General features: G+C 68.1%; 10 protein-coding genes and 1 other RNA gene. 4 read left to right on the top strand and 7 right to left on the bottom strand.

Annotated elements, in window-relative coordinates:
- Positions 1 to 12: 12 nt before the first annotated feature.
- The 3 genes from K8638_RS17710 to K8638_RS17720 all read right to left on the bottom strand — a co-directional run bounded on the left by K8638_RS17710 (position 13) and on the right by K8638_RS17720 (position 4,814).
- Positions 13 to 1,764: an OmpA family protein gene (locus K8638_RS17710; protein ID WP_223755703.1), complete on the bottom strand. Its 1,752-nt coding sequence runs from the start codon at positions 1,762 to 1,764 to the stop codon at positions 13 to 15.
- Between the two features lie 75 nt (positions 1,765 to 1,839).
- Positions 1,840 to 3,456 (bottom strand): pitrilysin family protein, encoded by a 1,617-nt coding sequence (locus K8638_RS17715; RefSeq protein ID WP_223755704.1) that lies wholly within the window; start codon positions 3,454 to 3,456, stop codon positions 1,840 to 1,842.
- Positions 3,456 to 4,814 carry a pitrilysin family protein gene (locus K8638_RS17720; RefSeq protein WP_223755705.1) on the bottom strand — a complete coding sequence of 453 codons (1,359 nt, stop codon included), beginning with the start codon at positions 4,812 to 4,814 and terminating at the stop codon, positions 3,456 to 3,458. The genes K8638_RS17715 and K8638_RS17720 overlap by 1 nt, the downstream gene beginning before the upstream one ends.
- 224 nt (positions 4,815 to 5,038) lie before the next feature.
- Here K8638_RS17720 and ssrA point away from each other — a divergent pair.
- Positions 5,039 to 5,404: a transfer-messenger RNA gene (ssrA, locus tag K8638_RS17725) on the top strand.
- 65 nt (positions 5,405 to 5,469) lie between these two features.
- On the opposite strand, the gene K8638_RS17730 is transcribed toward ssrA, so the two are convergent.
- The 4 genes from K8638_RS17730 to K8638_RS17745 form a co-directional block, all read right to left on the bottom strand.
- Positions 5,470 to 6,681, bottom strand: a complete 1,212-nt coding sequence (locus K8638_RS17730; RefSeq protein ID WP_223755706.1) for a site-specific integrase — start codon at positions 6,679 to 6,681, stop codon at positions 5,470 to 5,472.
- The gene (locus tag K8638_RS17735) at positions 6,678 to 6,929 is read right to left on the bottom strand and encodes a helix-turn-helix domain-containing protein (RefSeq protein ID WP_370644018.1); all 252 of its coding nucleotides are present in this window, start codon (positions 6,927 to 6,929) and stop codon (positions 6,678 to 6,680) included. The genes K8638_RS17730 and K8638_RS17735 overlap by 4 nt, the downstream gene beginning before the upstream one ends.
- A complete protein-coding gene (locus K8638_RS17740) occupies positions 6,926 to 9,652 on the bottom strand; it encodes a bifunctional DNA primase/polymerase (protein WP_223755727.1) in 2,727 nt (908 codons plus the stop codon). Before K8638_RS17740 ends, K8638_RS17735 begins: the two co-directional genes overlap by 4 nt.
- Positions 9,653 to 10,108: 456 nt before the next feature.
- Positions 10,109 to 10,336, bottom strand: coding sequence for a hypothetical protein (locus tag K8638_RS17745; protein WP_223755707.1), 228 nt, complete (start codon positions 10,334 to 10,336; stop codon positions 10,109 to 10,111).
- 443 nt (positions 10,337 to 10,779) lie between these two features.
- On the opposite strand from K8638_RS17745, the gene K8638_RS17750 reads away from it, so the two are divergent.
- The 3 genes from K8638_RS17750 to K8638_RS17760 all read left to right on the top strand — a co-directional run bounded on the left by K8638_RS17750 (position 10,780) and on the right by K8638_RS17760 (position 14,029).
- A complete protein-coding gene (locus K8638_RS17750; protein ID WP_255662764.1) occupies positions 10,780 to 11,634 on the top strand; it encodes a DUF2381 family protein in 855 nt (284 codons plus the stop codon).
- A 10-nt stretch (positions 11,635 to 11,644) separates the two neighbouring features.
- Positions 11,645 to 13,468, top strand: coding sequence for a serine/threonine-protein kinase (locus tag K8638_RS17755; RefSeq protein ID WP_223755708.1), 1,824 nt, complete (start codon positions 11,645 to 11,647; stop codon positions 13,466 to 13,468).
- A gap of 177 nt (positions 13,469 to 13,645) precedes the next feature.
- Positions 13,646 to 14,029, top strand: a complete 384-nt coding sequence (locus K8638_RS17760; RefSeq protein ID WP_223755709.1) for a hypothetical protein — start codon at positions 13,646 to 13,648, stop codon at positions 14,027 to 14,029.
- Positions 14,030 to 14,084: the final 55 nt, after the last annotated feature.

A 14,084-nucleotide genomic window follows, 5' to 3' on the forward strand; every position in this document is an offset into this window, starting at 1 on the left:
TGGCGCGCCCCGCTACTTCCCGGGCGGGACGACGGTCTCCTTCTTCTCCGTCTCCACCTCGGAGCGGACGAGGCGGAAGTCGACGCGGCGGTTCTTCGCGCGGCCCAGCGCGGTGTCGTTGGTGGCGATGGGCCGGTCGAAGCCGAAGCCCTTCGACGTGAGGCGCTTGCGGTCGATGCCCTTGCTCACGAGGTACTCGAGCACCGAGCGCGCGCGCTTGTCGGACAGGCTCATGTTGAGGGCTCGCGAGCCGCGGTTGTCCGTGTGGCCCTCGATGAGGACGGGGCCCAGCGTGGGGTTCTTCCGCAGCACCGTGGCCACCTCGTCCAGCAGCGGGTACGAGCGCTTCTGGATGACGGCGGAGCCCGTCTCGAAGAGCACGTTGCCCTTGATGCGGATGCGGTCGGACTCGACGAAGACGTAGGGCGGCGAGTCGAACGGGCAGCCGTTGTTCTCCGGCGGGCCGAACATGTCGGGGCAGTCGTCCTCGGCGTCGGGCACCTCGTCCCCATCGCTGTCCGGGCAGCCGTCGTAGTCCTTGGGGCCGGGCTTGTCCGGGCACTTGTCGAAGTCGTCGGTGACGCCGTCGCCGTCGCTGTCCTTCTCCGGGCAGCCCTTGCGCTCCTTGGGGCCCTTCTCCATGACGCAGCCGTCCTCGCCGTCGACGATGCCGTCCCCGTCGTTGTCCGGGTCCATGCAGCCGTCGTTGTCCTGGAAGCCGTCCCGGTCCTCGGCCTCGGTGGGGCACCTGTCGCGCACGTCGGGCACGCCGTCGCCGTCCGAGTCGAGGAACTTCTCGTCGTAGCGCAGCGCGAACATGACGCGCAGGGCCTCGCGCCCGTAGCCGCTGGAGAGGTTGATGCCTCGGCCCAGGTTCAGCTCCAGGCCCCAGTTGCCCCACACCTTCGCGCGGGCGCCCACCAGCACCTCCCACGGCGACTTGAGCGAGTCGGCCTGGTCGAAGTTGAAGGGGCGCACCAGCGGGGTGCCCAGGTGCATCTCCGCCACGCCCTCCACGTCCGTGAAGCGGCCCATGTTGGGCAGCTCCGCCACCGCGCCGGCGCCCAGCGTCAGCTCGTCGTCCACGAGCAGGTTGAGGTACTGGGCATGGGGCCGGAGGCGGACGCCCACGTTGCCCAGCGCGCGGAAGGGCACGGGCAGGAAGGTGAAGCGCTGCTCCACCGCCAGGCGCGGGGCGAAGAGGACGCCGCGCTCGCCGGTGAAGCTGGACGCGTCACCGGTGGGCAGGCGCACCTCGGCCACCAGCGACAGGCCCACGGGGAACGTCTCGCGGTCCAGCAGGTGGACGCGCGGCAGGAGGCGCACGTCGCCCAGGGTGGTGCTGCTGACGGCCGCGGCGCCCGGGAAGTCCGGGGCGCCGAGCTGCTCCCCGAGCAGGTCGAAGTTGCTGCCCTGCAGCAGCGTGAATGGGATGTCCAACCCCAGCTCCAGCCGCTCGTGGAGCTGGTACGCGAAGAGCAGGTGCGCGTCGAGCCGGTAGGGCAAGAGGTCGCCCACCTTCTCGTCGCCCAGCTTCAGCGAGAGGATGCGCCAGTTGAAGTCGAACAGGAGCGCGCCGCGGAAGCTGCCGACGGGCTCCTGACTGGACGTACCTTCCAGCGCGATACCACTGCGCTGCGCCGCGGTGGCCTTCACTGGCACGGCGTCGAAGCCGCGGGAGAAGGGGTCGTGTTCCGCGCGAGCCGACACCGTGGCCAGCAGCAGGCCGAGGGTCGCGAGTCGGATGGCCGGGAAACCTCGCATGCCTCCGGCTCTTAGCACTCGATACCGGAGGGTGGAAGGAAATGACCCACCCCCGGTATTTGATACAGCCCTGTCTTATTTCTCCATCACGGTCTGCGCGGGGACGACCTGGATGGCGTCCGGGCGCACGGGGAGCTTGAAGGTGGAGATGTCCTTGTCCTGCTCCAGCAGCGCCTGCTCCTTGGGGGAGGCGTAGGTGATGGGCGAGGGCGCGCCGGAGCGCAGGGCCTGGGCGAGCCCCTCCGCGTCCTGGGTGACGAACGCGAAGTTGAGCGCGTCCGGGTGGACGTGGCGGCGCAGGGCCTCCTGCACGGACCGGGGCGTCATCTTCGAGAGCGCCTGGCGGTACTCCTCGAGGAAGTTGGGCGTGCCGTAGAAGAGCGAGTCGATGGCGTAGCCCAGGCGCCGCTGGTCGGTCTGCTCCCAGAGGCGGGTGTAGCCCTGGAGGTAGCCCTTCATCAGGTCGAAGCGCTCCTGGGGGATGCCCTCCTTCACCAGCTTGTCCAGGAAGAACACCGCGCCGCGCGTGGCGAACACGCCGTTGGCGGGCACCACGGGGCGAATCCAGAGGCTGTGGAGCTGCTGGGTGCGGGCGATGTTGGTGCGGTTGTACGTGGAGCCGGGGTCCTCGATGAAGTTCTCGGCGTAGGCGTAGTTGCCGTAGTTGAGGCCGCGCTTCTCGCGCAGCTCGTTGAAGAGCACGCCCAGGAACTGGCGGTGCTCCCCCAGGTGGGAGAACGCGAAGGCCAGCGGATAGAAGTCCGGGTCCCCGCGGCGCACGGGCGTGACGTAGCCCAGGCTGATGGCGGTGGAGAGGGTGGGCTTCTGGACGATGAGGGCGCGGCCCGCCGTGGTGGGCACGGGGGGCAGCTCCACGCGAGGGGCCCCCTGGGCGGGCAGCGCGGACAGGCGCGAGGTGAGGGCCTGCTTCAGCGCGTCGTCCACCGGGCCGGCCAGGCCGATGACGAGCCGGTCCTGCGTGAAGACGCGCCGTGCGTGGGCCTTCACGTCGTCGAGGGTAATCGCCTTCAGCCCCTGCACGGTGCCGCCGACGTAGTGCGCGTACGGGTGGCCCTGGTAGAGGAGCGCGTCGAGCGCCACCTTGCCGAGCGCCTCGTCATTGGCGCTGCGCAGGCCGTTCTCCACGTCGCTGATGGCGTTGGCGCGCAGGCGCTCCAGCTCGGCCGCGTCCAGGCGCGGGTTGAGCAGGACGTCGGTGAAGATGTCCATGAAGCGCGGGAGGAAGTCCTTGTGGACGCGGCCGGAGAAGGTGGTGAACTCCTTGTCCGTGTACGCGGAGAGCTGCGCGGCCATGGGGTAGAGCGCGTCCAGGAGCTGGGCGGAGGTGAGCTTCTGCGTGCCGCCCTCGGCCATCAGCGTGGAGGTGAGGTCGGTGAGGCCCTCCTTGCCCTTCGGGTCATCCACCGAGCCCGTGTGGAACACGAGCCGGAAGGAGACGATGGGCGTGTCCGGGCGCTCCAGGACGACCAGCTCCATGGGCCTGGGCTGGCGCAGCGGCGTGGCGGGCACGGCCTCCGGGCGCGCGGGGGGCTGGGCGGGCTGCTGCTCCAGCGCGGCGGTGGACGGCACCGCGGGAGGCGGCGCGTTCGGGTCCACGGGGGGCTTGGGCGTGGTGGCGCAGCCCGCGAGTCCGAGCAGGGCGGCGAGCGAAACGAGAGCACGGGTCTTCATCACTTCGTCCCTCCGGCGCCGGCCGTCTTGGGGGTGAGGCTGAGCACGATGAGCCTGTTGGCGGTGAGGTAGCGCTTGGTGAACTCCTGGAGCTGCCCGGGCGTCACCTTCGTCAGGTTCTGCAGGTGCCGCTGGAGCCCGTCGGGCGTGCCGAGGATGCCGGCGTACCAGGCGAGCTGGATGCCCACGTCCCGCGGCGTCTGCAGCGACATGAGGGTGCCGTAGCGTGCATGGTCCTGGATGGCCTTGACGCGCGCGGCGTCCACGCGGCCGGCGGCGAGGTTGCTCACCTCCTTGAGGAGGGCCAGCCGCACCGTGTCGCGGTGGCGCTCGTCCTTGAGGGTGGCGGTGAGGGTGAAGAGGTGCGGGTCGCGGTGCTCGCTGAAGTCGCTGCCGATGCGCTCCACGAGCTGCTTGTCCAGCACCAGCGACTTGTACGCGGGGCTGGTGGGGCCCGTGAGGTAGTCCACGAGGACCGTCTGCAGCGCGGCGTCCATGGTGTCCACGGACGCGGCCGGGGTGCGCCAGGCCAGCACCATGCGGGGCTGGGTGGGCTGCGGCCAGTCGATGTGCGCGGTGCGGGGGCTGGACTGTGGGGGCTCGGCGGGGACCTTGACGGTGGCGGCCTTGCGGTTCCACGGGCCGTAGTTCTCGCGGACGAGCTGCATCACCTTCGCGTCGTCGAAGTCGCCGACGATGAAGAGCATCGTGTTGTCGGGCGTGTACCAGCGCTCGAAGAAGGTCTTGCTGTACTCATAGGCCTGGGGCATCGCCTTGATGTCCTCGTAGAAGCCCATGGTGGTGTGGCGGTAGGTGTGGCGCGTGAAGGCGGCGGCGTTCAGCTCCTCCTCCATCTTGAGGAAGGGCGCGGCGGCGTTCTTGTGGTACTCGCCGAGCACGGCGAGGGCCTCTGTCTGGAAGGAGGGCTCGGCGTACTCGAGGTTCTGGAAGCGGTCGGCCTCGATTTCGATGAGCTGGGGCAGGCCGGCGGCGGGGCCGTAGGAGTAGTAGACGGTGACGTCGTCGGCGGTGAAGGCGTTGTCGTCGAAGCCGAAGGTCCCCATGATGCGCTCGCGCGCGCCCTCGGGGTTCTTCTTCGTGCCCTTGAACATCATGTGCTCGAAGAAGTGGGCGAAGCCCGTCTTGCCGGGCTCCACCTCGTTGCGCGAGCCCACGCGGACCACGGTGAGGTACGCGATGATTCCCTGGGACGGGTAGGGGACGCGCACCACGGTGAGGCCGTTGGGCAGGCGGTCCGTCTTGAGGGTGTAGGGGAAGGAGGCGGAAGGCCCGGACTGGGCGGCGGCCGGGAGGGCCGTGCCCAGCAGGAGCAGCAGGAGGGTGAGCAGTCGTCTCATGCGGGGTCCTCGTGGCCGGGCTCGGTTGGGGGCAACCCGGCGGGGAGGCGACCCTACGACGGCTTGGTCGTTGGAGGTGCAGGTTATGGCGGGAGTGTCCGCGGCCGGGCGCGAAGGTGCGAGCCGGCACCGTCAGGAGGATTGACGGACCCCCGTCAGCGGTTAATGTGAGGAAGCGCGGTTGAGGATGACCGCGCGGAAGTCGCAGTGGCAGTGAACCTACCGGGGGCGACCTGGTTTCGACGGGGGTAATGAAGTCCGAGACGCGTGCCGAGCTTGTCAGGTAGCTCGTAAATCCAACCCGGCAAAGACACAAAAGCCAACGACAACGTTGAGCTCGCGCTGGCTGCCTAACAACAGCTTCTAGTGCGCGGTCCCCCAGCTCTCGGCCCGTGGGGTTGGGACGGACCGTCATAATGCGGGCTGGCTGCCGAGGGTGCCTGGACCCGAGGTGGCGAGACCTTTCCAGGACCGGCTCGGAGGATCCCGTCCGTGGGAGCCTCCGGGACGTAGCAAATCGCGGACTACGCACGTAGGGTCGAAGGACGGACGACTTTCGGACGCGGGTTCGATTCCCGCCGCCTCCACATTCAGAAGCCCAGCAATCTCACCGGGTTGCTGGGCTTTTTCTTTGGCCGCGTGGCCTCATGTGCCCTCAGTGTGCCCCTCCGGCGTCTCTGCCCGGTGCGGCGTGGAGCTGGGGCACGGGCCGGTCGAGCTGCTGCACCGCGCTCTCGCGGGCCTCCGGCGCGAGGTGGGCGTACCGCATGGTCATCTCGATGGTCGCGTGGCCCATCAGCTCCTGGATGACCTTGAGCGGGACGCCCCGCATGGCGAGGTGGCTGCCGTAGGTGTGCCGCAGGTCGTGCCAGCCGATGCGCCCTTGCTCGCGGCTGATGCCTGCCGCCTGCACCGCACGCTGGAGTGGCAGCTTCAACAGGCCATCGGTGAGCGGCTGGCCGTCCTCCTGGCAGAACACGTAGGGCCCGCGCAGGTGCCGGTGTCCCTTGAGTGCATCCACCACCGAGGCCGGAAGGTCCACCGTCCGCTCGCGTCCGCCCTTGGGCGAGCCCATCACCCCGCGCCAGATGGTGCGCCGCACGTGCAGCTTGCCGCGCTGCAAGTCCACGTCGCTCCACTGGAGCCCGATCAGCTCTCCCTGCCGCAGCCCCGTCTTGAGGGCCACCAGCAGCACCGGCCGCCACTCCGGCTCCGCGTCGGCCACAAGTCGCTCGGCCTCCTCGAAGGTGAGGAAGTCGAAGGCGGGCTTCTCCGTCCGGAAGAGCTTCACGCGAGGGACGTGGGCGATGACGCCCTGTTCCTGCGCCAGTGCGAGCAGCTTGTGCAGCACCGTGAGCACGTTGTTGATGGACTTGAGGCTCAGCAGCTTCGGGCCAGTGCCCTTGCGCTTGCGGAGGGCTGCCCGCGTGGGGGCGTCCTTCCGGGCGCGTGCGCCTGACGGCTTCTTACGCATGGCGGCCTTGAAGTCCTCAATCTCCGCAGGGCCGATGGCGTCCAGGGCCATGCTCCCGAAGGCGGACACGAGGTGGTCATCAAGAATCTGACGCTTGGTGACGACGCTGGAGTACTTGTTGTTGTTCTCGCTGTACGTGATGAAGCGCGGGACGAAATCCCCGAGGGTGAGGACCCGGCCCGGCGCGTTCTGCTTCTCCTTCCCGAAGGTGCCCGTTAGGAGGGCTTGGCGGACCTGACGCTCGTACTCCTCAGCACCCCGGCGGGTGTTGATGGGCGATGCCTTGCGGACTCGCTCCACCCTCCCGTTGGGGTGCTGGTACTTCACGTCCACCCACCACGCCTCCTGCACCTTGCCCTCCTTCGTCTTCCACTTCCGCAGCCTGACGCTCATCGCTTCTCTCCGAGCGCAGGACCGCTGTTGCCCGGCATCCAACGTAGCAAGACAATGCGGCGGATGCGGATGGATCGACCGAGGTGGAGGACACCGGGCACCTGTCCGAGCCGGATCGACTCGTAGAGCGTCTTCAGGTTCACGCGCAGGAGTGCTGCGGCCTCTTCGACGGTCAGGAACTCGGGGGCGCTTGCACCGGCCTCGCGGGTGTCCTGCGGCATCTGCTCGTCACCAGCACGCGCGCTCATGGTTCGTCCCCCACCATGCGGGCACCGCGCGCAGAGCCTTGCGTGTGCCCTGCCTCCATCCGCGCGTCGTCCAGCACCACGCAGTAGGCGCGGACGCGCTTTCCCTCGACGGACACCTTCCGCGTCAGGTGCCCTTCTTCCTTGAGCGCCAGTCCCTTCGTCACCAACTCCGTTAGCACCTGCCGGGTATCGAAGCGCCCCTCCCGCGCGATCTCCTGCATGGTCGGCTGGAAGATGGCGACGATGCTCCGTCCGTTGGCGTCCTTCTCGTCCAGCACCATGCCGGGGCGCTTGAGGGCGACGGGCTGGGAGAACCCGGTCCAGTTCGCGGTGACGTGGTTCATGATGAGGTCGTAGGCCGCATCGGCGGTCGTCTGCGTTTCTCGGGACTCCTTCCGCACGGCGGCACAGAAGGCTTGCCCCGCGTCGAGTGCGGCGACTCGGGCGCTGGATTCGTCTTCGCCGCAGACGAGCGTACGCGCGAGCACGTCGGCCAGTACCAGCAGCGCCGCGTAGCGTGCCTGCTCCGTCGTTTCGGTGGCCATCTTCGAGGTGAGCTGCCGATGTTGCTCGCGAAGTTCGTCCAGACGCTCCGCACGGATGAATTGCTCCATCAGCGCGAGGATGAAGGCAGGCCCCGCGTGTCCGTGGTGCTTCTCCAAGCCCTGATGCGTGAGCGTGGCGAGGTTCGCGTCACCGAGCGGCTGGGCGCATACCTCCAGCGTGCGGTTCTTCGCTCCTGCCGCGCCGCCGACCTGCAACAGCGGCTTCTCTCCGGAGATGAAGGCCAGCGAGCGCCAGGTCTTCCGCGTGCGCAACTCTCCCGTCTGCGTCGCGCGAGCGCCGCTCGTTTCCGTTCCGACGATGTAGGCCATCAGGTTGGTCATCCCCTCGCGCGTCACTTGCGTGTCGTCAATCCAGGTGGGCAGGTCGCGGTGCCGGGCCAGCTCGCCCTGCAACGCGGCGGACGACACATCGCCGCTGACCTTGAGGCCCGAAGGGCGGCCCCACACCGAGGTGGTGGTGGCCTGCACTGCGGACTTCCCCGCGCCGGAGGGCCCCCAGACGGACAGACACATGCTGCGCAGGCCCAGCAGCCGCAACAGGGGCGCCGCGAAGCCGGCAGCCCACGCCATCTCCGCGATGGGGCTCCTGTCGCGCACGACCAGCATCAGCCGCAGGTGCTCGTCCACCGAGCCGCCCGGCACCAGGGCATCAACGAAGGCCGCCTCACCGGGCATGATGACCCGGCCGGGCTCGCCAATGACCTGCCGGCCCACGACGAAGCTGCGCATGTCCTTCGACCAGCCGCTCTGGGTGAAGATGCCAACCCGGGGCAGCCTCGCGTGCCATTGCTGCTCTTGGGCCTGGAGAAAGTCCTGCACCCGCTTGCTGTTGCTGCTGGTGATGGGGGCGCCTCTTCCGGCCAGCTCCAGGATGTCGTTCCCCGCCACCTTGGCGCGCGGCATCGTCTCCGTGCGCTCCCGTTCGCCGTGCAGCCAGCGCACAGTCACGTAGCAGGTGCCGTGTTCGTCCTCGCCTGTCTCGGTGATGTTGATGGGGGCGGCAGCAATGGCGGAAAGGTTGCCCTTGTCGGTGTACTTGAAAATGCCGAGCGAGAGACCGTCGTGGACGGCGTAACCCGGTGCGGCCATCCAGGTCCCAGCCTCGGGGTGCTGTCCAGGGGCGGGGCTGGCCTCGGTTGACGGGCGAGGCCCACCAGCGGCACGCGCAACTGCGGCGAGCTGTGTGGAATGCGCCAGCGACGCGGCGTACTCCGCATTTACCCGCTGGAGCACCCCGGCCACTTCGCGCGCGTCATGGTCATCACACGCCAAGGCATCCACGGACGGCCCGAGGAGTCGCAAGAGCGTTGTGTCCGACGCCTCGGGGCACTTGAAACGCAGATACGAAATGAAGGCCCAGAGGTTGTCTTCATGGTGTCCCTTCGGGAACAGCTCCCCTCCCGACAGCATCCGCTCCACTGCCGCTGCGTGCTTCGGGTCGGTCGCCTCGCGCAACCGCTTCCGGAGCTGCGCCTCGGTGAGCCCGTCATGATCGGGCGGCTGCCACTCGTTGACCGTGTTGGCGGGCAGCACAGGGGCGGGACGGGCACGCTTCGGCTGGGCAGCGTTGCGGATCCACTCCGGCGCTTCCGCGAGCGGAATCTCCGAGGGTGCGAGCCCCTTCTCCCATGCGTACCTCTCCCCGTTACGGTGGAGGCTGGGCGGCGCGATGACGTACCCACCGTCGCCTCGCGTGTCGATGCCGGGCGCGATGCTGCCAGCCTTCGACACCATGCCTGCGTGGCGGAAGTAGACGTGACAGCCGCCGCCGCTGGTGCGGGCCGTGACGCTCTCGGGAAGCTCGCCCCGTTCGTCCGCCAGCTTGAAGAGCGTCGTTACCCCGTCGGCCTTGGCGTCGGCGTCTACAACGTCGATGCCGGAGGTGCCTCCCGTGGCAATGGCAATGTTGGCCGTGGGCCACTGCTGCCACCACTCGCGAATGAGCGCCGCGTCCGTGGTGGCGTCCTTCACTCCGTTGGCAGTGCGCGGGTGCTTGCCCGCGTTGCCGCACCGCTCGCCCTTCGGACAGGCGCAGATGAGGGCGCCAGAGGGGGAGTGAACGGGTTCGTAGCAGGGGAAGACGCGCCAGCCTCGCCCGGCGTACTCCAGGGCCGCTGCTTCCAGATGGTGAGTCGAGTCCAGGTAAATGGCTTCCACGACAATTCCAGGGACAAGAGGAATGAGAGGGGGATTCGCGGTCAGCCGGAGGGCTGGCGCGTTGGCGTTCAGTAACGAAGCGGGGCGGAACAGGTAGCGGGGTTGAAAGCGGGGCAGGGCTAACCTGTGAGACTCACTCTGGAATTGGGCGACCTGCCCCGCTGCCCCGGTGCCCCGGCGGAATACACACGAGTCCAAGCAGGAGGAATGGAAGGAATTGAATGACTGGCAATTGCGGCTTGGGGGTTGTGTTCTTCTTTCTCTCTCTCCTCTGAAACAAGCGGGGCAGGCGGGGCAGAGAGACGAAGGACGAGCAAGAGCGTTGTGTTCTCGGGCACTTGGCGTGGTGAGAAGCTGCCCCGCTTCGCGCCCCGGTGTGGTGTGGCAGCGGAGCCAAGGGCATGTGACCGGGGCAACACGCCTGAAGGCTCCGCGTGCCCAACACCACTCGGGTTGTCACCCTGCGAGCTGGTAGACGCGTGGTACCGCACCGCGCACGCCGGGCTTGTAGCGAAGGGACTGGCGCACCGTGCCCGTCGCCAGAAGAACGGTGAGTATGCGGCGGATGACCTGCTCTCCGGCTCCGAGGCTCGCGCGCAGCTCCTTCACGGTGAGGCCGTCGGGCCCGGCTTGCGTGAGCGCCGCGATGACGTGGGGACGGTACGACTCGATAGTCTCAATCATGTTTGGTTTTTTTGTCTCCCTCCCAGCCGATAAATGTGTGCGGTAAATGGGGGTGGTTCGCGGGATCCGGCAGCGATGAGCTGTCGTGTCCGGCTTGCTTGCAGCGCAAGGGGCCCGGCATTCCGCAGCCTGCCCTCGCGATGGACCGACCTGGAGACGCCCCCCCGGTTCGGATTTCCGCAGCGAGGCCACTTGTAACCGTGCTCGGCGGTCGTACACGCTGGGAAAATTTCCGAGAAAAACCGTGGCCCTCGCCGGTTTCGCCGTTCGTACCCCCTGAAATCTTGCCGAAACGGCGTCCCCAGGTGCGGGGAGTGCACCGGAGACCGGAACTGGCGCCTCACCTGCTAGGTTGGGCGAAGTTCTTCGGAGGTTGTCCGCCGGTGCCTTCTGTCCCACGTCGGCTCGTTCTGCTGTCTGTCCCCCTGCTGGGCGCGAAGGCCATGGCCCAGGACGCCCCACACGGGCGCGAGCTGAAGCGGCGTCGTGTGGCGCTCTCCGTGGCCACGGCCGACAAGCCGGTGGAGCTGCGCGTCGCGCCCGACTACCTCACCGTCCTGGAGTTCGATTCGCCTGTGGATCGCGACTCGATAACGCTCGGCGACTCGGAGGGCCGCTTCGCGCTGTTCGAGGTCACCAATCGTACCGTCGTGCTACGGCCGGCCATGGAGGTGGCGTCCGGGCAGAGCGTGGCGCTGACCGTGCCTTTTGCGGACAGCTTGGCCCCGCCTCGCGTCGTGTTCTCGCTCGTCACGCACGCCTCCGTGGTGGACGGCCAGGTGATGGTGTCGCGTCTGCCTCGCACGGCCGAGGCGGTACAGGCCGAACTGGACGAGGTCCGCGCTGCGTGTGCGGCCAAGGACGCCGAGTTGGAAGCACTCCGGGTGCGCAGCGCGGCGAGTGGCCCGGCCGGTCTCATCTTCGCGGGCCTGCTAGACAGCATGGGAGTTCAGGCCGGAAGCGTTGACACAGTTGATGCTCGGGGAAATGGCCATCTGGTGCCCGAAAGGCTCGCCACATACCGAGCGACGGCATGGGCAGCTTTGGCCGTGTCAGTGCGTAACACCGGCTCCGGCCCCTGGAAGCCTGCCGAGGCACGACTCTCCATCGTCGAGAGCGACGAGCGCATCCGTATCCTCGCGGTGCGCATGCAGGAGCCGCGGATTGAGCCGGCGAAGACGGCCGTCGTGGTTGTGGAAACCGGGGCTCCGGACTGGCCTGAACGTGCGGCCCTCCGGTTGGAGCTGCGCGACAGCGAGGGCAGCCGGCGCCTTCTCATCCCGCGCTTCGCGTTCTAGAAACGTGCCCATGCTGACCGCGACGAACCCCGCGCACCTTCAACCCGGGCAGATGGTGGACAGCTGGCGCGTGGTGCGGCTGCTGGGCTCAGGCACCTTCGGCGCTGTCTACCTCGTGGAGAAGGACGGCCAGCGCTTCGCGATGAAGATCGCCATGCACCGCGCTAGCAGCGGGGACGCGGAAATGGCGGACGAGCGACTTCAGCGGGAGCAGGGCTGTCTGCATCAAGTGCGTGGGCACCCCAACATCGTGCGGATGCATGCCCACGGGCGCTGGCCAGACCCGACGAAGGGCTGGCTCTACCTCGTCATTGACTACGTGGATGGCTACACGCTGGGCGAGTGGGTGGAGAAGGTGCACCCGACGGCTCGTGAGGTAGTGAGTGTGTTCGTCAAGCTCGCAGGAGCGTTGGCCCATGTGCACGCGCGAAGCGTCTTTCACCGCGACTTGAAGCTGAGCAACATCCTCGTACGCGCCTCGGACGGTGAGCCCTTCATCCTGGACTTCAGCGCGGGAGACTACGCGCTTGCGCCGGAGTTGACGGACTCGCCGTTGCCCCCCGGCACCCGGCGCTATCGCTCCCCGGAGGCTTCGCGCTTCCTGCGCGAGCACGGGAACGAGCAGGACGCGCGGTACGAGTTCAAGGCGACGGATGACGTGTACGCGCTGGGCGTCTGCCTCTATGACGTGCTGACGAGTGCGCAACCAGCCACCGAGCCGCCGCGTGTGGTGGTGGGGAGCCACTGGTCGCCGCCCGCGCCGCATGCGCTCAATCCGCGAGTACCCGAGGCCCTGAGCGCTGCGGTTCTCCACTTCATCGCCCGCCAGCCGGAGAAGCGAGTGCCCACGGCCGAAGTCATGCGCCGGGAACTGGAAGCGTTGCTGCCGCAACAAGGCGGCGAGTGGGTGGTGCCCTTGCATGTGCCCGCGCCGCACCTCCAACTCGCTCCCGCCGCGCCGCAGGTGGAGGGGCCGCAGGTGGCACCCCGGCCCCCACGGCGGCGCGTAGCGGGCGCTGTGGCTGCTGTGGCGCTCATCATGGCGGCACTCGCCGGTTACGCACTGCTGCGCCCCTCCACGCTTCCAATGAGGCAGGCGCCGGAGGTCCGAGTACCCGCCCCGTCTTCCGTCGCGAGGGACGCGGGAGCTGGCTCGCTGCCCCCCACCTCACCCCCAGCGCCCACCGCCTCGCCCCCTGGGGTAGCTTTGCCCCCTCCCGCACCTGTCCAGAAGGAACGCCCTCCCGTGAAGCGCGCCCCCGCCCTCATGACCGACCCCGCCGAGTCCACCACCAGGAAGCTGAAGGGCCTCGCCTCCCGCCCGAGCTGGCCCCCATCGCCCTGGGCGGACTTCCTCAAGACGTGCGCGGGCGCGACTGCTGCTGCCGCGCTCCAGTTGGGTTGCCCGGGTGCCCAGGTTCGCCCAGAACCCGCTGACTGCCCCGCCGAGGCGCGCGATGTCATGTTCAACTTGAAGCGCAAGGACGGGCTGCGCTTGCGCCCGGGTGACTCGGTGATGCTCACCCTGGACAGGCGACAGCTAGGCGCTCTAGGCGAGTACGGGGTCTACACCGACGGCCCTGTGACCGGAGTCGTGCGAATCAGTGACAGAAGGGGGCTGCCGGAAGGAACGCTGCTGTCGGGCTACTTGTGGACAGGCGGAGAGTTTGCAGTGGGTCGTTACACCGAGGCGCAGCTCCCGGATGGGCGCACGTTCCCAGTCTGCATCGTAACGGGCCGCAATGGGTACGTGGAGAAGGGGCCAGACTCAAAGCCGGGGGCAGTGCAGCTCAACAGGTCTGTTGGGGCCTACGCCGTCGAGCGCTGGCCGTAGCTCTCTCGGGCAATGTAAAGCTGCTTTGCAATTCAGGGCTCCACCTCTTCACTCGGAGTGATGAGGATTCTAGGTTTTTTCGACCTGTCACGTCGTTCCACTCGGCGTGGGCTGGCAGTACCTTGCGTCTGCCTTTGTGCGAATCCCTCTCGCACGGGCACCAGGAGCTTCCCGTCCATGTCCAATCCGCCTGACTCTCGGCGTGCCGGGGGCGTTGTCCTATTCACGAACGGCGACACCTCTTACGAGTTCTTCCGGGACTTGGGGCAGGGCCGTGTCGGCGAGCGAGTTCTCCTCGCCCAGACCCGCACGCCGCAGGGCCTCGGAGCCTGCGTGGTGCTCAAGTGCGTCCCCCTGCCGCAAGTAGCGGAATTGACCGAGAAGGTCCATCGCACCCGAGCACGTCTGGAGGAGGAAGTCCGGCTGGCGCAGTATCTCCAGCACCCGCGCATTGCTCGCGTCCACGGCCTCTTCGAGATTCCTTGTGGACTGTGCGTGGCGATGGAGAACATCGAGGGGCTGACGCTCAACACGCTGTTTGTTGACGAGCACCCTGGATGAGGGCTCGAGGCCCGAGTTCGAGCCGGCGGCGTGATGGGTTCGCGCCGCTCGCCCA

The sequence above is a fragment of the Myxococcus sp. RHSTA-1-4 genome (genome assembly GCF_020037125.1).
Taxonomy (GTDB): domain Bacteria; phylum Myxococcota; class Myxococcia; order Myxococcales; family Myxococcaceae; genus Myxococcus.